Raw genomic sequence first — 18,417 nt, forward strand, 5'->3', positions numbered from 1 at the left:
AGAAAATGCGCACGATGTCTTTTACATTGGATGACTTTTTAGAGCAAATGGGTCAAGTGAAAAATATGGGTCCATTAGAAGACCTAATGAATATGATTCCAGGTGCAAATAAAATGAAGGGTTTAAAAAATGCCCAATTTGATGAAAAACAACTCTCACATGTAGAAGCGATTATTCAATCTATGACCAAGAAGGAACGTCAAGACCCAAGCATTATGAATGCAAGTAGAAGAAAACGGGTAGCTAAAGGTTCAGGTACAAATGTTTCACAAGTAAATCGCTTGCTGAAGCAATTTGAAGAAATGAAAAAAATGATGAAGCAAATGACAAATATGCAAAAAGGCAAAAAAGGCAAAAAAGGAATGAAGCTGCCGTTTATGTAGAAGCTTGAAGCAGATGCATTCAATTGATATGTTCTGCCTAATTATTTTACTCTGTAATGGGAAAACACTTTACAGACTTAACTTTTTCTGCTAGAATTTAAAAATGTGTTAAGTTTTTAAAGATGGAGGTGCAAGAAAATGGCAGTAAAGATTCGCTTGAAGCGTATGGGATCAAAAAGAAACCCATTCTACCGTATCGTTGTAGCTGATTCAAGAGCGCCACGCGATGGTCGTTCTATCGAGCAAATTGGAACGTATAACCCTGTAGTTAATCCAGTTGAAGTTAAAATAGATGAAGATAAGGCACTTGACTGGATGTCTAAAGGTGCAAAACCTAGTGATACAGTTCGCAATCTATTCTCTAAAGAAGGCATCATGAAGAAATTTCACGAGCAAAAAAATCAAGTTGCAAAGTAGTGTGATAACATGAAAGCTCTTATTGAAACGATTGTTACATCACTTGTAGATCATCCTGAAGATATCGTTATTACAGAGACAGAAGAAGAAACGAAGATTGTATATCATCTTTCTGTTCATCCTGAAGATGTTGGTAAGGTAATCGGAAAAAATGGTCGAATTGCAAAGGCCATTCGAACGGTTGTTTATGCAGCGAAGACAAATAGTAATAAACGTGTGTATTTAGATATTATGTAAAAGGGAAAGGGATTAAAAACCCTTTCCCTTTTTGCCACGTTAATGCTAACATAATAGTGGAGCGGTATGCAGATTGAAGTGGTAAAAGTAATAGAGAAAATAAAGCATTTAGTTGTATGAAAAAGGGTGTTTTAAACAAGAGCATATAATTATTGCTATGCTCTGCTGAGATGTTCTGAGAGTGAGGCGAGCCATATGCAAATAATAAAAAAGGTGCAGATTAAACAAGTATTAACGGAAAATAGTAAACAGAAAATGCAGGCGAATTTCCATGATCATAAAATGCGACTTGAGCAAGAGTGTCAACAGTTGTTGTTTGAACAGCGTAAACTACTAAATAAATCGACTTATTCCAAGCATGAACTCGAACAACGGTTTCAACAGGAAATTAATAATCGCAAAGAAAAAATAAAACTGGTTGAGTTTAAAATGGAACAACTGGATATGCTTGAAATAGGTAGTGAAATTGTTGAAAAAGAAGTTGAAGCTCTTGTTGAGGTTACAGAAGGATCCCATTGGCATGAAGTAATGAAAGAACAAGCGATCATTATAAAAGATGACGTTGTGATACGGATAGATGAATAGCGGGTGATTAAATGACAGAGAAGATGTTCACAGTAGGAAAAATCATAAATACACATGGCATTAAAGGAGAGCTTAAAGTGTTACGTATAACCGACTTTGATGATCGATTTGAAGTTGGTAAGCGCGTTTACGTGGTAAATGATGGACAAGCCCCTTTACAAGTTACTATATCCAGTCATCGCGTACATAAGGGTTTTGATCTGTTGCAATTTGAAGGTTATGAAAACATGAATGATATCATTCACTTTAAAGGCAGTGAGCTAAAAATCCCTGAATCGGACCAGACGGAATTAAATGAGCATGAATACTATTATCATGAAATAATTGGTTGTACCGTTATAACAGAAACAGGAGAAGAAGTAGGAATGATCAAGGAAATTTTATCACCTGGTGCGAATGACGTATGGGTCACTAGAAGAAAAAGCGGCAAAGATATACTCATCCCGTATATTGAAGATGTTGTTTTGGAAGTTGATGTCAAAGCAAAGAAAGTCATCATTTCTCCAATGGAAGGGTTGTTGGAATAAATGATGCATATAGATATATTGACACTCTTTCCGGAAATGTTTACAGGTGTGATGGAATCATCTATATTAAAAAAAGCGCAGGATAAGCATAAGTTTACGTATCAACTAGTTAATTTTCGTGAATATGCTCAAAATAAGCATCAGAAAGTCGATGATTATCCGTATGGTGGAGGAGCGGGAATGGTGCTAACTCCCCAGCCTATTTTTGATGCGGTAGAAGCAGTAAAAAAAGAACGTTCTTCTAAGCCGCGTGTTATTTTAATGTGCCCACAAGGCGAAACATTTACCCAAAAAAAAGCGGAAGAACTTGTACAAGAAGATCATCTTATTTTTATTTGTGGGCACTATGAAGGATTTGATGAACGTATACGTAAACATTTAGTAAATGATGAAATATCCATAGGGGATTACGTTTTAACAGGTGGAGAGTTAGGTGCTATGGTAGTAATGGATAGTGTTATTCGTCTACTCCCTAATGTACTTGGGAATGAAGCTTCAGCACCTCAAGATTCGTTTTCGTCGGGTTTGTTAGAACATCCTCATTATACGAGACCAGCAGAATTTCGTGGAATGAAAGTTCCAGAAGTTTTGTTGTCTGGTGATCACGGTAAAATTGCGGCATGGAGAAAAGAACAGTCGCTCAAGAGAACGTATGAACGGAGAAAAGATCTGTTAAATAATTCAAAGTTGACAATAGATGAAAAAAGCATTGTAAAAGACTAAATACGATATTGGCAAAAGTAGTTGCAGTTCTTTGAAGTATATGGTATATTAAAAGCTGTGTTTAAAGTAATATATGTTTTAAACACTATCAACGATGTTCCGCTGCCATTTAAAAGGCATGAGCATTGGTTTGGAAGGAGTGAAACAGGATGCAAAAATTAATTGAAGATATTACAAAAGATCAATTACGCACAGATCATCCTGAATTTCGCGCTGGGGATACTGTAAAAGTACACGTTAAAGTTGTCGAAGGTTCCCGAGAACGTATTCAGGTATTTGAAGGTGTTGTAATCAAACGTCAAAACGGCGGGATTAGTGAAACATTTACAGTAAGAAAATTATCTTACGGTATCGGTGTGGAACGTACATTCCCATTACATTCTCCACGGATTGATAAAATCGAAGTAAGTCGTCGTGGTATTGTTCGTCGTGCGAAACTTTACTATTTACGTAATTTACGTGGAAAAGCGGCTCGTATTAAAGAGCGTCGTTAAAGAAATACATGACTAAATAAAGTGTTTAAGAAAAGGGGCTTGGCAATTATGCATAAGCTCCTTTTTTATACTAAAGGAAAGTATAAAGTTTAAGGTTTATAGTATAAGCAAGCAAATCTACAGTTTCCGCTGGTCTTAAGCCAAGTTTTCTAATATTATACATAAGTATTGAATTAAAGCCTCTTCTAACCTGAAAGCCTACATAATTGCCCAAGTTACACTTACATATTAATGGCCGTTGTAATTTACATTCTTGCCTCATTTTAAAAAAGTGTATTTTGAAATGGAGGTTTGTCCTTTGACTGAAAAATCAAATAGAAAAAAGTATCGCGAAGAGTGGTTAGGATGGGGAAAAACAATTTTAATTGCTCTTGGCTTGGCATTTATCATTCGTACATTTTTGTTTGCGCCTATTGTGGTGGAAGGTCCATCTATGCTCCCGACATTACATAATGGCGATCAAATGATGGTAAATAAAATCATTTATGACCTGAAAGACCCAAAACACTTTGATATTGTTGTATTTCATGCTTCTAGTGAAAAAGATTTTATTAAACGTGTTATCGGTTTACCTGGAGACCATGTTGAAGTTAGAAATAATATATTGTACATTAATGAAAAAGAAATAGAACAAAACTTTTTGAAGGGTCAAGCAAATAAGACTCAAGTAAAAGTATATACAAACAATTTTACCTTGGAAGATCTTCCGGGCAGTTATCGTAAAATACCTGAAGATTACGTCCTTGTCTTAGGAGATAATCGAGAGAATTCAATGGATAGCCGCTCACTAGGGCTTATACCAATGGATCAGATTGTTGGCAAGACAAGTTTAATTTATTGGCCGTTCGAACGTATGCAACTAATTGGAAAGTAGGGTTAAGTAATGACAATACAATGGTTTCCTGGCCATATGGCCAAAGCAAAGCGTGAAGTAGAGGAAAAACTGAAGCTCGTCGATTTTGTTATCGAACTAGTAGATGCTAGAGCTCCTCTTTCTTCTCAGAACCCCATGTTGCAGCAAGTAATTCAGCAAAAGCCAAAAATGGTTGTAATGATGAAAAAAGACTTAGCTGATCAACAAATTACGGAACAATGGATAAAATACTTTGAACATCATCAGATCTCAGCCATTGCTATTAACGTAAATGAACGACATGATATACAAGCTGTCATACGGTTGGCAAAAGAACATGCTAAGATAAAAATGGAAAAACTACGTTCCAAAGGTATACAGCCTCGAGCTGCTCGTGCTATCATTGTTGGCATACCAAACGTTGGTAAATCGACATTAATTAACCGGTTGGCAAATAAAAAAATAGCTAAAACGGGAAATAAGCCAGGGGTTACAAAACAGCAACAATGGATAAAAGTTAAATCTGATTTTGAACTTTTAGATACACCTGGGATATTATGGCCAAAGTTTGAAGATCAAGAAGTTGGACTTCGGTTAGCTGCAATTGGCACTATTAAAGATCAATTACTTTCATTGCAAGACATCGTTGCATTTGTTATTCAATATATGCAACAACATTACCCAGAAAACATAAAACAACGTTATAATTTGGATAATACGCTAGAAGATATGTGGGATATATTCAACTATATCGGTAAGCAGCGTGGAGCGCTTGAAAGCGGAGGGAAAGTTAATTTTGCAAAAGTGTCTGATATCGTAATACAAGATTTACGTTCAGGTAAACTTGGTAAAATAACTTTGGAGACACCTGAAATATAACCGAATTAAAACAGCGTAAGTAGCTTAAATTTAAAAGTATGATTCGTTTTTAACTGTCATGAAGGCTTACTGGATTAACGTATAGGTCTTGTCAATTGACAAAGAAATATTCATAGCATAATAAGATACAATATTGTAAGACATGCATCTTCGGATGGGTGTCTTGTTATTTCATTTGGGAAATTTTTCACGTAGAATCTATTGTTAGAAAAACTTGTCTTATCGCCAAGTTGTTATGGCGTAAACCTTCGTTTTTCTTATACTATAAACCCAAACAGCTTATGCTTTTCTATAGTATTAAAAAATTTAATAACTAGTCGATTTTTCTAACAATGAATAGAAGAGAAACATTCATTTCATATTTCTATTATTTAGTCGATAGTAAAAAGGTAGGGGTAATATGAAGAAAATATCTATTAGGGAACTGAATCGTTTGTTTCATGCAGAGAAATTGGACGAGAAACAAATTGCATATTTACGATTGGATGAAAGAAAAGGTGTGCAACAATTAATTCATAAATATGATAAACAACAGCTTAAATTTCAAGCGCTACAAGAACGTTATGTGGAAATGACAATATTTGAACGCTCTCACTATAAACGAGGAATAAAATATATAGCTGGAGTTGACGAAGCTGGAAGAGGACCCTTAGCTGGTCCTGTTGTAGCAGCTGCAGTAATCTTACCATCTAATTTTCGGTTATTAGGACTAGATGATTCAAAGCGGCTAACGGAGTCAAAACGAAATGAATTTTTTTATTACATAAAAGAACATGCGATTAGTTATGGAATTTCTATAGTTGATAGTAAAATAATAGATCAAATTAATATATTAGAGGCAACAAAACTTGCTATGGCTGAAGCTATTGAAAAGTTAGACCCTATGCCTGAACGTATATTAATTGATGCAGTAGAATTGCCAAAATTAACAATTTCAAGTGAAGCAATTACAAAAGGTGACGCCAAAAGCATCTCAATTGCAGCAGCTAGTGTACTGGCAAAAGTGACAAGGGATAATTATATGAAGGAATTACATCTTCAATTCCCTATGTATGAATTTGCTTTTAATAAGGGATATGGAACAGAGGAGCATGTGAAAAAAATACATCAATATGGTGTTTGTCCACAGCACCGCTGCTCATTTGCACCGGTTAAAAAAATGATCAATTAGGAAAGAGGGAAGTATTGTGCGTATCCATCAGTTGAAAGAAATATTACAACTAAATAAGTTAAAAATTCCCTCACAACAACAACTTAAAAAAGGTCAAATTATTCAAGGACAGGTTATAAAAATATATCCAGAAAATAAGGTGCAAATACAATTAGGTGGCTTGCGACTGATAGCTCAGTTACAAGCTTCTTTAACAACTGGAAAGGATTATTATTTTCAAGTTATGCAAGCTGATGAATTGTTAAAATTAAAGGTATTAGGTAATGGGGCATTGAATGCGAATCAATTGTTACAGCAACTTTCCTTAAAAATGGCAACGAACCAAGCGGAGCTTGTGCAGCAATTAACGAAGGAACAAATATCTTTTCATAGAGAGCAGTTGCAACAAGCTTTTGAATATATGTCACAATATAAAGATAAGCAAGTTCAAGTTTTTATGCCTATAATGAAAGAGTTAATAGCAAATGAATGGCCAATAACTGAACAAACTACGAAAGCTCTTCACATGCAAAAAAAATATCCTTTCGCTACTCAATTGCAAAAACTTTTGCATATGCTACCGAAGGATTCGAATTTTTCAATGCTGCGAGGACATTTAAGCGATCTTTTACAACCAACTGCTGAAAATATTGCAAATAGTCAAGAACAAATGAGTAAGATACTTTCTTTTCGAAATAAACAAGTGTTTTCCCTCATCCAATCGTTATTAGATGGTCAAGATATTTATTCTTCAAACACAATAAATAATTTAAAGCATTATATAGCTAATAATCAATGGTTTATGCAACATGCTGACCAAATATTAAAAAAATGGGAAAGCAAGCTTCTATTAACTGCGGCTAATCAATATATGTTTTCAGATGCTGAAGTCTCACAGTTAAAACAAGATGTAACAAAAGTCTTTCCGACATTATTCGCTAAAAACGTAGGTAACGGAGGTGATTTTGGCGGTTTACTCGTTCAGTTACGTGCATTGCAAAAGTCACATACATATGAACAATTAGAACAAATTATCACGTTTTCACAAAAATATTTATTGGCAGAGCCAAAAGAGCAATTTCTACAATTGACAAAACGGTTTTTGCAACTTTCAGGTATATCACATGAAAATTTGTTGGTTAAAGGAGAATCACCGCCAACTACCATTAAAAGTCAATTGATTTCCATGTTACAGCAAACAAAAGGCGGCTTGGGGGAACAACTACAGCAAGTGCTTCACCATTTACATGCTGTACAATTATCCTCTGTACAAGATTTCGATAATGGTTTTTTGCAAGCATATCTACAAATACCAGCCTTAAAGTTAGGATTAACAAATGATATGGAAATAAAGTTCGAAGGAAAGAAAACAGAAACAAATAAGTTAGATCCAAATCATTGTCGAATTGTGTTCTATTTGGAATTAACAAATATAAAAGAAACTGTGGTAGATATGCATGTACAAAATCGAAATATTAGCATTCATGTTTTCAATGATCATATCCAATCGCGAACACTTCCGATGCAATTTCAGCCTTTATTAAAGAAAGGGTTAAAGGAAATGAATTATCATCTATCATCTATTTCATTCTTTGCTTTACATCAAGGAAAGAAAGCAAAAACAGCTGTGTTTAATGCTCAGAGTTATCAAGGGGTGGATTATCGAATATGAACTTAAAACAAAGGAAAGTAGCAGCACTACGCTATCATGAAGCACATCACACTGCTCCTGTCGTTACTGCTTCGGGTAGAGGTAAACTGGCAGATGAAATCATTGAAGCAGCAAAGGAAAATAACATTCCAATTTTAGAAGATGCTTCTTTAGTAGAGTTGTTAGGTCAATTAAACATAAATGAAACGATTCCAGAAGAGCTTTATGAAGCGGTGGCTGAAGTATTTGCATTTATCTATCGTACAGATCAGCAAATGTAACATAAAGCATGTTTAAAGGCTACTATACGTGACTATTGTATGAAGTCAATGGTCATTTCATAGTAAAATATATATATATATGTAGAAAAAGTGTGGGGTAGCGAAATATGTTGAGATGTGCGGTATTTCTTGTTAATTGAAGCGTTTTTTTATACAATGGATATGCAGTGAAATTTGATGGGAGGATATAGGATGAACATTCATGAATATCAAGGCAAAGAGATTTTGCGACAATACGGCGTTAAAGTCCCTAATGGAAAAGTTGCCTATGCAGTTGAAGAAGCTGTAGAAGCTGCAAAACAATTAGGAAGCGATGTCACAGTAGTGAAAGCACAAATTCACGCTGGTGGACGTGGTAAAGCCGGCGGGGTAAAAATAGCTAAAAATGTCGATGAAGTGCGTACATATGCCGATGAAATTCTTGGCAAAACGTTAGTAACGCATCAAACAGGGCCACAGGGGCAAGAAGTGAAACGTTTATTGATTGAAGAGGGCTGTGATATTCAAAAAGAATATTACATCGGCTTAGTACTGGATCGCGCTACTTCTCGTGTCGTTATGATGGCATCTGAAGAAGGTGGTACAGAAATTGAGGAAGTAGCTGCTGCTACACCTGAGAAGATATTTAAAGAAGTTATTGATCCTGTTGTTGGTTTAACAGGTTTTCAAGCACGTAGATTAGCTTTCAATATTAATATTCCACATGATTTGTTAGGTAAAGCTGTCAAATTCATGATTGGTTTATATACAGCATTTGTCGAAAAAGACTGTTCCATTGCTGAAATTAATCCGTTAGTAACAACTGGTGATGGGGAAGTCTTAGCCTTAGATGCAAAATTAAATTTTGATGACAACGCTTTATTCCGTCAAAAGGACATTATGGATTTACGTGATTTTGATGAAGAGGATGAGAAAGAAGTTGAAGCGTCCAAGTACGATTTAAGCTATATTTCACTGGACGGGAATATAGGTTGCATGGTAAATGGTGCTGGACTTGCTATGTCTACCATGGATATTATTAAACACTATGGCGGAGAGCCCGCTAATTTCCTTGACGTTGGAGGCGGTGCTACGGCTGAAAAAGTAACGGAAGCTTTCAAAATCATTCTATCTGATAAGAATGTAAAAGGTATTTTCGTTAATATATTTGGTGGCATTATGAAGTGTGATGTAATTGCTGAAGGAGTTGTAGAAGCAACCAAGCAAGTAGGGCTAGAAATTCCGTTGGTTGTTCGCCTAGAAGGAACAAACGTTGCTAGAGGGAAGAAAATTCTGGAAGCTTCAGAATTAAATATTACCTCTGCTAATTCGATGGCTGACGGTGCTCAAAAAATAGTCTCCATGGTAAAGTAAACTTCGTAAAATGACGTTAAAATGTTTGAAAGGACGGACGAAAATGAGTGTATACGTTAATAAAGATACAAAAGTAATTGTCCAAGGGATAACCGGTGGCACAGCTAAATTTCATACGAAACAAATGCTTGAATACGGCACAAAAATTGTTGGTGGAGTCACTCCGAAAAAAGGTGGTACAGAGGTAGAAGGTGTACCTGTTTTTAATACAGTATTAGAGGCTGTAGAAGCAACAGGTGCTACAGCTTCCGTCATCTATGTACCGGCCCCGTTTGCTGCAGATGCTATTCTAGAAGCTGTTGACGCTGAATTAGATTTGGTTATTTGTATAACGGAGCATATTCCGGTAATGGATATGGTGAAAGTAAAACGTTATATGGAAGGAAAGAATACACGGCTCGTAGGACCAAACTGTCCAGGGGTTATTACTGCTGATGAAAGTAAAATTGGAATTATGCCTGGCTATATTCATAAAAAAGGTCATATTGGCGTTGTCTCTCGTTCAGGAACATTAACATATGAAGCGGTTCATCAATTATCAGAAGCTGGATATGGTCAAACTACCGCTGTTGGTATCGGTGGTGATCCTGTTAATGGAACCAATTTCATTGACGTGCTAGAAGCATTTAATAATGATCCAGAAACGTATGCTGTTATGATGATTGGAGAGATAGGCGGTACAGCAGAAGAAGAAGCAGCTGAATGGGTGAAAGCAAACATGAAGAAGCCCGTAGTTGGTTTTATTGGAGGTGCTACAGCTCCTCCAGGAAAAAGAATGGGGCATGCTGGCGCTATTATTTCAGGTGGAAAAGGAACAGCCGAGGAAAAAATTCGCATTATGAATGAGTGTGGAATTAAAGTTGCTGAAACGCCGGCAGTTATGGGTAAAACAATGATAGGTGTGCTTGAAGAAAAAGGCTTAAAAGAGAAGTGTAAAACACAATAAGGTTTCCTAAAAAAATTTGAAGTTCATTTGTATTTTTAGTTTAATAATAAATCTAAAAACGTAGGTTATAAGTTACGATAGAAATATCTGTACGCAATGGAGGAGCCTAGTTAAAAAATCATAGGCTCCTCTTTACTTATCCTCTAATGAAATACTATTTAATTGTTTTATCACTAACGCAGGAAAATAAGCCAACTACAAATATCGATGTGTCATTGTAAGTTCATTTTTTAAACAATCCCTTTGAAAGGAAGTGGAATATGACGAATGAAGTTCGTTTTCGTTTTATTCATTTAAGTCGTTGTAGGGGAGTGACTAGAAGGAGTATTCAAAGAATTATTAAGCTAGATCGTTCTCTTCTACAACTCTACCAAATGACCCCGAGTCAAATCAGCCACACTTTTTCTCTTCCATTAAAAAACGCTACAACCTTATATCAAGATCTTCATAGTCAAGCACGTCTAAAACAGTTGCAATCGGAAATGAAAAATCAGCATATAATTACTATCCTTGACAAACGGTTTCCACCTATGTTAAAAGCTATTCATGACCCACCTCTTGTCTTATATGGGAAAGGTAACGTAGACTTATTAAATGATGCCCCATCTTTAAGTGTAATTGGTTCGAGGGATCCTTCAAGGGAGGCAAAGAGAAAAACAGCTTTTATAATCGAGCCTTTACTCCATAAAAATTGGTTAATTGTAAGTGGACTAGCAAGAGGGGTAGATCAATATGCGCATGAAAAGACACTTATATTAAATGGAAAAACGATAGCTGTATTAGGAAGTGGCTTTGAACATCTCTATCCTAAAGAAAATCAATCATTATATCAAGAAATTGTTCATAAAGGTCTTGTGCTATCTGAATATACGCCAACAACCCCACCTGCTAAACACCATTTTCCTGAACGAAACCGGATTATTAGTGGATTGAGCTTTGGCACATTGGTTATTGAAGCGAAAAAAAGAAGTGGGACTATGATAACGGTAGATCAAGCATTAGAACAAGGGAGAGAAGTGTTTGCGGTTCCTGGTTCTATATTTACAGAGCAAACAGAGGGCTGTCATCAATTGATTCGAGATGGTGCCCAAATGGTTACAAATGCCAAAGACATTCTTGAAGAATGGCAAGTCCACGCGATGGGCGGGAAAGGACTACTAACCAGTATGTATATTTATGAAAAAAATAATTAATGTCAATGAGAATGATAGATTTTAGTACGGTTATTTCAGAACATGTTTGACAAATGCAATGTATATATTTACTATTAGTGAAGATTTGTAAATAGTATTAAAGAATAATTTGTAGGTTTATTTTAGTGAACAAACAATAATGAAAATAAAGAAAGACATGGTTACCAGAAAGGAGTTCTGGTCGGGTGTGAATCTTGTTCTTGAGCACCCTTAATTTGGGAGGAAATCATATGTCGGATTATCTAGTGATCGTTGAGTCGCCTGCGAAGGCGAAGACGATTGAACGTTATTTAGGAAAAAAATATAAAGTAAAGGCCTCGATGGGGCATGTAAGAGATTTACCAAAAAGTCAGATGGGTGTAGATGCAGAAAATAATTTTACTCCAAAGTACATTACTATACGAGGAAAGGGCGATGTGGTTAAGGATTTAAAATCTGCAGCTAAAAAGGCCAAAAAAATATACCTCGCAGCGGACCCTGACAGGGAAGGGGAAGCAATAGCGTGGCATTTAGCTCATATTTTAAACATTGATGAGCAATCAGAATGCAGGGTTGTATTTAATGAAATTACCAAAGACGCCATTAAAGAGTCGTTTAAGCATCCTAGATCTATAAATATGAATTTAGTTGACGCGCAACAAGCAAGAAGGATACTTGACCGATTGGTAGGGTACAATATCAGTCCACTGCTATGGAAAAAAGTCAAAAAAGGTTTAAGTGCTGGGCGCGTGCAATCTGTTGCAGTGAAATTAATCATTGATCGAGAAAAAGAAATTGAAAACTTTATCCCTGAAGAATATTGGTCCATTGATGCGCAGTTTTTAAAAGAAAGTGAATTATTTGAAGGGGCCTTTTACGGGATAAATGGAAAAAAAGTAGCATTAAAAACAGAGGTAGATGTAAAAGAAATTAAACAGATGCTTCAAGGTGATCAGTTTACTGTAGATAAAGTAAACAAAAAAGAACGTAGAAGGAATCCAGCTCAACCATTTACTACTTCTTCCTTACAGCAGGAAGCTGCTAGAAAGCTGAACTTTAAAGCAAAGAAAACAATGATGGTTGCTCAGCAACTTTATGAAGGAATTGACCTCGGTCGTCAAGCAGGTGGTATAACTGGACTAATTACGTATATGCGTACAGATTCAACAAGAATCTCTGAAACGGCAAAAAATGAAGCGAACTCGTATATTCATGAACAATATGGAGAAGAGTACTTAGGGACAAATAAACAAAAGAAACAATCAGAGTCTGCGCAAGATGCCCATGAAGCTATTCGCCCGACTTCTGTGTTAAGAGAGCCTAATTCACTTAAAGCTATCCTATCAAGAGATCAACTTCGATTATATAAATTAATTTGGGAACGATTTTTGGCTAGTCAGATGGCTGCTGCGGTTATGGACACGATGACTGTTCATGTATTAAATAATAATGTTGAGTTCCGAGCTACAGGTTCAAAGATAAAAGTTAAAGGTTTTATGAAAGTGTATGTGGAAGGAAGAGATGATAAGAAAAAAGATGAAAACAAACTCCTTCCTGCATTATCTGAAGGTATGAAAGTTAAGGCACAGGAAATAAAACCGAATCAACATTTTACACAGCCACCACCAAGGTATACGGAGGCGAGATTAGTAAAAACGATGGAGGAACTAGGAATTGGCCGTCCTTCTACTTATGCACCTACTTTGGATACTATTCAAAGACGAGGTTATGTAAGTATTGATAATAAGCGATTTGTACCTACTGAATTAGGTACGATTGTATTAGAATTGGTTGAAGAATTCTTCCCTAAAATTATTGATGTAGATTTTACTGCAAAAATGGAAAACGATTTAGATGCTATTGAAGAAGGAAGCATAGAATGGGTAAAGATCATTGATCAATTCTACCAAGAATTTGAGAAGCGCTTGAAGAAGGCTGAACAGGAAATGGAAAAAGTAGAAATAAAAGATGAACCAGCGGGAATTGATTGTGAAAAATGTGGTCATGAGATGGTTTATAAAATGGGGAGATATGGGAAATTCTTGGCTTGTTCGAACTTTCCAGAATGCCGAAATACGAAACCGATTTTAAAGAAAATTGGTGTTGATTGTCCAAAATGTAAAACAGGGGAAATAGTTGAAAGAAAATCAAAGAAACGCCGTACTTTTTATGGGTGTGACCAATATCCGGAATGTGACTTCGTTTCGTGGGATAAACCTATTTCTAGACCATGTCCTAAATGCGAGGCATTACTAGTGGAGAAAAAAGCGAAAAAGGGAACGCAAATTCAATGTACGAACTGTGAATATAAAGAAGAGCCTCAAACGTAACTGTTCAACTTAGTTGAACAGTTTTCTTTTCGTATTATAGGATAGTATAAAGTTTTAAGGGTTTATCCCGAATATAAGGTGCTAAGCTCCCTACCTCATGAATTGGAAGATGTGAGTTTAATCAATCTAATTCTTAAAATGAAGACCTGCTATTTTTGTCACAATTATTTAACAATGATACTGTTTGAACCTTCTAAAAAAAGGATATATACTATATGAGAGTGATATTGTCAGCTATTTGCATGTTCCTAAATGCTTAGTTATAAAAGATTTGCTGAATTTGTTAAAATATAAACATAATTAATTGACTAATCTCCACAAAACAGATATAATTACGCCTTGGTAAGGCAATGTACTTGACGGCATTGCTCTTACTTTTATGCATTCATTCTGGATCACACAAATGGCTTAGTGGCAATTAGCTAGCGTAATAAACACCTAATGATGGAAGATTGATTTCATGCAAAAATGGCCAGATGAAAAGGCAATTCTAACTATGAGAGTGGTTGTTTCTGAATTTTGTTACAATTTAGTTAAATTTATTGCTTAACATGATTTTCTGTGTTATGCTATATTCGCTGCTTAATGGGGTGAAAATTTGAATAATTTCAGACAATATTGGCAATCCTTTAAAGAGTACTTACAAATAGAGAAAAATGCCTCCCCGTATACGATTAAATATTACATGCAGGATCTGGAAGTGTTTTTTTCTTTTTTGCACACGGAAGGGTTAACGAGATTTTGTGATGTGGACGAACGGATTGTTCGTGTGTTTTTAAATACCCTATATGATCAGCGATTAAGCAGGAAATCTGTTTCCCGGAAGATATCAGCGTTGCGAACGTTTTATAAATATTTAGAACGAGAAGATGTGGTAGATGTAAATCCATTTTCAGCTATTCGTTTACCTAAAACGGAAAGCAAGATTCCGGGGTTTTTGTATGAGAAAGAGTTAGAAAAGCTATTTGAAGTAAGTGATTTAACCCAACCTTTAGGTCAGCGAAACCAAGCCTTAATAGAATTGCTTTATGCTACGGGGATAAGGGTAAGTGAGTGTAGACAGTTGATTTTAGATAACATTGATTTCTATATTGGAACAGTGTTTGTGCAAGGAAAAGGCAGAAAAGAACGTTACATTCCGTATGGAAAATTTGCTGAAATTGCTTTGGAAACATACATACAGGATGGAAGAAAAGCGTTGCTTGCAAAATCCAATCAACAAACAAACGCATTATTTCTCAATAATCGTGGAGTACCCTTAACGGATAGAGGGATTCGTGACATATTGAACAAAATGGTGAAAGATGCAGCTTTAACTGTGCATGTGCATCCACACAAACTGCGACACACATTTGCTACTCATCTCTTGAATGAAGGTGCTGATTTACGCAGCGTACAAGAATTATTAGGTCATGAAAATCTGTCAACAACTCAAATTTATACGCATGTGACGAAAGATCATTTGCGACGTGTTTATATGAGAAGTCACCCGAGAGCAAATGATTAACTTTAAATAAAGAGGTGAGCTTACATGACCAATGAAATGCATGCTACCACTATTTTTGCCATCCACCATAACGGACAATGTGCGATGAGTGGGGACGGTCAAGTAACGATGGGAAATGCAGTAGTTATGAAACATAAAGCAAAGAAAGTTCGTACACTATTTAAAGGACAGGTATTAGCTGGATTTGCCGGTTCCGTAGCTGACGCGTTTACGCTCTTTGAAAAGTTTGAAGCGAAATTAGAAACATATAATGGCAACTTGCCTAGAGCGGCAGTTGAGCTTGCAAAGGAATGGCGAAGCGACAGAGTGCTAAGAAAACTGGAAGCTTTGTTAATTGTCATGGATAAGGAGCATATGTTTTTAGTTTCTGGTACTGGAGAAGTCATAGAGCCTGATGACGGAATTTTAGCTATCGGATCTGGTGGAAATTATGCTCTTAGCGCTGGTAGAGCTCTAGCGAGATATTCTAAAGAACTATCTGCCAAAGAGATTGCGAAAGCATCCTTAGAAATTGCTGGAGAATTATGTGTGTATACGAATAACCATATCACACTTGAGGTATTGGAGTAAAAGGAGGCCTTTAGGAAATGGGTATGAGCTACACTCCTAAACAGATTGTTGGACAATTAGATAAATATATTATTGGCCAGAAAAGTGCAAAGCGATCTGTAGCTGTTGCATTGCGTAACAGATATAGGCGCATGCAGCTAGATGAAGGTTTAAAAGAAGAAGTGGTTCCGAAAAATATTTTAATGATTGGACCAACCGGAGTAGGGAAAACAGAAATAGCTAGAAGGCTAGCTAAGCTGGAAGGTGCACCATTTGTAAAAGTGGAGGCGACGAAGTTTACGGAAGTAGGCTATGTAGGTCGTGATGTTGAATCCATGATTCGCGATTTAGTTGAAATGGCATTGCGGACTGTGAAAGAGGAAAAAATGAAACAAGTTAAAGAGAAAGCGGAAGAAGAAGCAAATAAATTACTTGTCAAACTTTTAGTTCCTCAGTCTAAAGCAACCAACGAAACAAAAAACCCTTTTGAAATGTTATTTTCTTCACAGGCTAATAGTGAAGAAGGTGCTGAAGAATCTGCGAAAAATGATGAGATTCGAAATAAACGAAAGCGTGTAGAACAACAGTTAGCATCTGGTGAGTTAGAAGATAAAGTAGTAACTGTTGAAATAGAAGAGCAAACGCCATCTATGTTTGACATGTTACAAGGTTCTGGAATGGAACATATGGGCATGAATATGCAAGATGCGCTTGGACAATTTATGCCAAAGAAAAAGAAAAAGCGAAAATTGTCAGTGTCTGAAGCAAGGAAAGTGTTAACGCAGCAAGAAGCGAGTAAACTTGTAGATATGGAAGAGGCGGCACAAGAAGCCATTTTACGAGCAGAGCAATCGGGGATTGTGTTTATTGATGAAATAGATAAAGTAGCTGGTAAAGATGAACAAAGTGCTAACGTATCTCGCGAAGGTGTTCAACGCGATATATTGCCAATTATTGAAGGGTCTACAGTTGTTACAAAGCATGGACCAGTAAAAACAGACCATATGTTATTTATTGCCGCTGGCGCATTTCATATGTCAAAACCATCTGATCTAATTCCTGAATTACAAGGAAGATTTCCAATTAGGGTAGAATTAGAGAAACTATCAACAGATGATTTTAAACGAATATTAAAAGAGCCATCTAATGCCTTATTAAAGCAATATGAAGCTTTATTAAAAACAGAAGGTATAAATATAGTATTTACAGACGAAGCTGTAAATAGAATTGCTGAAATTGCTTATGAAGTGAATCAGGAAATGGATAACATTGGAGCTAGAAGACTTCATACGATTTTAGAAAAGTTGCTGGAGGATCTGTCCTTTGAAGCACCAGAGATTAATATGGATACTGTTGAAATCACTCCAGCTTATGTAGATGAAAAACTTTCTGCTATCGCTAAAAATAAGGATTTAAGTCAATATATCTTATAACATATAGAGATCGAATGGAGGATCATAATGGAACTATTAAATCGTGCAAGAAAAATTAATGCAATGCTACAAAAATTCGGCGGGAAATCTGTGGACTTTAATGATATGTCTGCTTCGTTACGTGATGTAATTAAAGGAAATGTATATATTCTAAGCCGTCGTGGGAAATTACTTGGATTTGCTATTAATCAAGAGATTGAAAACGAAAGAATGAAAGCTATGCTGGAAGAACGTCAGTTTCCGCAAGAATATACAGAAGGATTACACAATATTCATGAAACAACAGCGAATATTGGTATAGATAGTCCACATACTGTATTCCCAGTAGAAAACCGCGACTTATTCCAAACAGCTTTAACCACCATTGTTCCAATCATTGGCGGTGGAGATCGTATAGGAACCCTTATTATTGGTCGTTTATCAGAAGAATTTAATGAAGACGATCTTTTATTAGCTGAGTATGGGGCTACAGTTGTAGGTATGGAAATTCTTCATGAAAAGTCTCAAGAAATTGAGCTAGAAGCAAGAAGTAAAGCTGTTGTTCAAATGGCAATTAGTTCACTTTCTTATAGTGAATTAGAAGCAATTGACCATATTTTTGAAGAACTGGACGGTAGTGAAGGGCTTCTTGTAGCAAGCAAAATCGCTGATCGTGTTGGCATTACCCGTTCTGTCATTGTAAATGCTCTAAGAAAACTAGAAAGTGCTGGGGTAATCGAATCTCGTTCACTGGGTATGAAGGGGACATATATTAAAGTCTTAAATCACAATTTCCTTGTTGAATTAGAAAATTTACGCTCTAGATAAAAAATATAAAATAATTGCTCGTAGAAAGAAAACTAAACATCCGCAACGCGTTTAACCGTGTTGCGGATGTTTTATATTATGACTTTAGTCCGTTGATCTCGCGAAAGCGTGCGAAACAGAAAACCACCTGCTATGCGGGT

At 36.0% G+C, this 18,417-nt stretch carries 19 protein-coding genes and 1 pseudogene; all 20 read left to right on the forward strand.

Translation table 11 applies throughout. The annotated features are described in order from the left end of the window. A pseudogene (locus HLX49_RS04845) lies at positions 1-383 on the forward strand (signal recognition particle protein); the annotation flags it as partial. 138 nt (positions 384-521) lie between these two features. Further along, a complete protein-coding gene (gene rpsP, locus HLX49_RS04850; protein ID WP_073005144.1) occupies positions 522-800 on the forward strand; it encodes a 30S ribosomal protein S16 in 279 nt (92 codons plus the stop codon). Between the two features lie 9 nt (positions 801-809). Continuing rightward, the gene (locus HLX49_RS04855; RefSeq protein ID WP_077704175.1) at positions 810-1,037 is read left to right on the forward strand and encodes a KH domain-containing protein; all 228 of its coding nucleotides are present in this window, start codon (positions 810-812) and stop codon (positions 1,035-1,037) included. A 195-nt stretch (positions 1,038-1,232) separates the two neighbouring features. Beyond that, positions 1,233-1,622 (forward strand): YlqD family protein, encoded by a 390-nt coding sequence (locus tag HLX49_RS04860; protein WP_101934012.1) that lies wholly within the window; start codon positions 1,233-1,235, stop codon positions 1,620-1,622. A gap of 11 nt (positions 1,623-1,633) precedes the next feature. Continuing rightward, positions 1,634-2,149: a ribosome maturation factor RimM gene (gene rimM, locus HLX49_RS04865; protein WP_296360938.1), complete on the forward strand. Its 516-nt coding sequence runs from the start codon at positions 1,634-1,636 to the stop codon at positions 2,147-2,149. Positions 2,150-2,152: 3 nt separating this feature from the next. Continuing rightward, a complete protein-coding gene (gene trmD, locus HLX49_RS04870; protein WP_077706901.1) occupies positions 2,153-2,872 on the forward strand; it encodes a tRNA (guanosine(37)-N1)-methyltransferase TrmD in 720 nt (239 codons plus the stop codon). A 149-nt stretch (positions 2,873-3,021) separates the two neighbouring features. Continuing rightward, positions 3,022-3,366, forward strand: a complete 345-nt coding sequence (gene rplS, locus HLX49_RS04875) for a 50S ribosomal protein L19 (protein ID WP_073005137.1) — start codon at positions 3,022-3,024, stop codon at positions 3,364-3,366. Positions 3,367-3,664: 298 nt separating this feature from the next. After that, entirely contained in the window at positions 3,665-4,240 is a 576-nt protein-coding gene (lepB, locus tag HLX49_RS04880; RefSeq protein ID WP_237342740.1) for a signal peptidase I, read from the forward strand. A gap of 9 nt (positions 4,241-4,249) precedes the next feature. Continuing rightward, complete coding sequence (gene ylqF / locus HLX49_RS04885; protein WP_101934011.1) at positions 4,250-5,098, forward strand: ribosome biogenesis GTPase YlqF; 849 nt, start codon at positions 4,250-4,252, stop codon at positions 5,096-5,098. A 400-nt stretch (positions 5,099-5,498) separates the two neighbouring features. Continuing rightward, positions 5,499-6,269 (forward strand): ribonuclease HII, encoded by a 771-nt coding sequence (locus tag HLX49_RS04890; protein ID WP_077704160.1) that lies wholly within the window; start codon positions 5,499-5,501, stop codon positions 6,267-6,269. Between the two features lie 16 nt (positions 6,270-6,285). After that, complete coding sequence (locus HLX49_RS04895; RefSeq protein WP_077704158.1) at positions 6,286-7,920, forward strand: hypothetical protein; 1,635 nt, start codon at positions 6,286-6,288, stop codon at positions 7,918-7,920. Continuing rightward, entirely contained in the window at positions 7,917-8,180 is a 264-nt protein-coding gene (locus HLX49_RS04900) for an EscU/YscU/HrcU family type III secretion system export apparatus switch protein (RefSeq protein ID WP_077704155.1), read from the forward strand. Before HLX49_RS04895 ends, HLX49_RS04900 begins: the two co-directional genes overlap by 4 nt. Positions 8,181-8,372: 192 nt before the next feature. Further along, complete coding sequence (gene sucC, locus HLX49_RS04905; RefSeq protein WP_296360939.1) at positions 8,373-9,533, forward strand: ADP-forming succinate--CoA ligase subunit beta; 1,161 nt, start codon at positions 8,373-8,375, stop codon at positions 9,531-9,533. Between the two features lie 43 nt (positions 9,534-9,576). Beyond that, positions 9,577-10,479, forward strand: a complete 903-nt coding sequence (gene sucD, locus HLX49_RS04910; RefSeq protein WP_296360940.1) for a succinate--CoA ligase subunit alpha — start codon at positions 9,577-9,579, stop codon at positions 10,477-10,479. Positions 10,480-10,739: 260 nt separating this feature from the next. Continuing rightward, the gene (gene dprA, locus HLX49_RS04915) at positions 10,740-11,672 is read left to right on the forward strand and encodes a DNA-processing protein DprA (RefSeq protein WP_077704146.1); all 933 of its coding nucleotides are present in this window, start codon (positions 10,740-10,742) and stop codon (positions 11,670-11,672) included. Between the two features lie 230 nt (positions 11,673-11,902). After that, positions 11,903-13,981, forward strand: a complete 2,079-nt coding sequence (gene topA / locus HLX49_RS04920) for a type I DNA topoisomerase (RefSeq protein ID WP_296360941.1) — start codon at positions 11,903-11,905, stop codon at positions 13,979-13,981. A gap of 598 nt (positions 13,982-14,579) precedes the next feature. Next, on the forward strand, positions 14,580-15,488 hold the full coding sequence (gene xerC / locus HLX49_RS04925) for a tyrosine recombinase XerC (RefSeq protein ID WP_077704140.1): 909 nt from the start codon (positions 14,580-14,582) through the stop codon (positions 15,486-15,488). 24 nt (positions 15,489-15,512) lie between these two features. Beyond that, positions 15,513-16,058 (forward strand): ATP-dependent protease subunit HslV, encoded by a 546-nt coding sequence (hslV, locus tag HLX49_RS04930; RefSeq protein WP_077704137.1) that lies wholly within the window; start codon positions 15,513-15,515, stop codon positions 16,056-16,058. 17 nt (positions 16,059-16,075) lie between these two features. Next, on the forward strand, positions 16,076-17,470 hold the full coding sequence (gene hslU / locus HLX49_RS04935) for an ATP-dependent protease ATPase subunit HslU (protein WP_077704135.1): 1,395 nt from the start codon (positions 16,076-16,078) through the stop codon (positions 17,468-17,470). A gap of 27 nt (positions 17,471-17,497) precedes the next feature. After that, positions 17,498-18,277: a GTP-sensing pleiotropic transcriptional regulator CodY gene (gene codY, locus HLX49_RS04940; protein ID WP_077704132.1), complete on the forward strand. Its 780-nt coding sequence runs from the start codon at positions 17,498-17,500 to the stop codon at positions 18,275-18,277. Positions 18,278-18,417 lie beyond the last annotated feature (140 nt).

The sequence above is a fragment of the Virgibacillus sp. genome (genome assembly GCF_013393565.1).
GTDB classification, from domain to species: Bacteria; Bacillota; Bacilli; order Bacillales; family Amphibacillaceae; genus Virgibacillus; species Virgibacillus dokdonensis.

Excerpts from the sequence above, each read along its gene's own strand:
- sucC (WP_296360939.1), top strand. The coding sequence starts at position 8,373 with ATGAACATTCATGAATATCAAGGCAAAGAGATTTTGCGACAATACGGC.
- HLX49_RS04860 (WP_101934012.1), top strand. The coding sequence starts at position 1,233 with ATGCAAATAATAAAAAAGGTGCAGATTAAACAAGTATTAACGGAAAAT.
- sucD (WP_296360940.1), top strand. The coding sequence starts at position 9,577 with ATGAGTGTATACGTTAATAAAGATACAAAAGTAATTGTCCAAGGGATA.
- trmD (WP_077706901.1), top strand. The coding sequence starts at position 2,153 with ATGCATATAGATATATTGACACTCTTTCCGGAAATGTTTACAGGTGTG.
- topA (WP_296360941.1), top strand. The coding sequence starts at position 11,903 with ATGTCGGATTATCTAGTGATCGTTGAGTCGCCTGCGAAGGCGAAGACG.
- hslU (WP_077704135.1), top strand. The coding sequence starts at position 16,076 with ATGGGTATGAGCTACACTCCTAAACAGATTGTTGGACAATTAGATAAA.
- rpsP (WP_073005144.1), top strand. The coding sequence starts at position 522 with ATGGCAGTAAAGATTCGCTTGAAGCGTATGGGATCAAAAAGAAACCCA.
- HLX49_RS04890 (WP_077704160.1), top strand. The coding sequence starts at position 5,499 with ATGAAGAAAATATCTATTAGGGAACTGAATCGTTTGTTTCATGCAGAG.
- HLX49_RS04855 (WP_077704175.1), top strand. The coding sequence starts at position 810 with ATGAAAGCTCTTATTGAAACGATTGTTACATCACTTGTAGATCATCCT.
- rimM (WP_296360938.1), top strand. The coding sequence starts at position 1,634 with ATGACAGAGAAGATGTTCACAGTAGGAAAAATCATAAATACACATGGC.
- HLX49_RS04900 (WP_077704155.1), top strand. The coding sequence starts at position 7,917 with ATGAACTTAAAACAAAGGAAAGTAGCAGCACTACGCTATCATGAAGCA.
- dprA (WP_077704146.1), top strand. The coding sequence starts at position 10,740 with ATGACGAATGAAGTTCGTTTTCGTTTTATTCATTTAAGTCGTTGTAGG.
- hslV (WP_077704137.1), top strand. The coding sequence starts at position 15,513 with ATGACCAATGAAATGCATGCTACCACTATTTTTGCCATCCACCATAAC.
- codY (WP_077704132.1), top strand. The coding sequence starts at position 17,498 with ATGGAACTATTAAATCGTGCAAGAAAAATTAATGCAATGCTACAAAAA.
- ylqF (WP_101934011.1), top strand. The coding sequence starts at position 4,250 with ATGACAATACAATGGTTTCCTGGCCATATGGCCAAAGCAAAGCGTGAA.
- rplS (WP_073005137.1), top strand. The coding sequence starts at position 3,022 with ATGCAAAAATTAATTGAAGATATTACAAAAGATCAATTACGCACAGAT.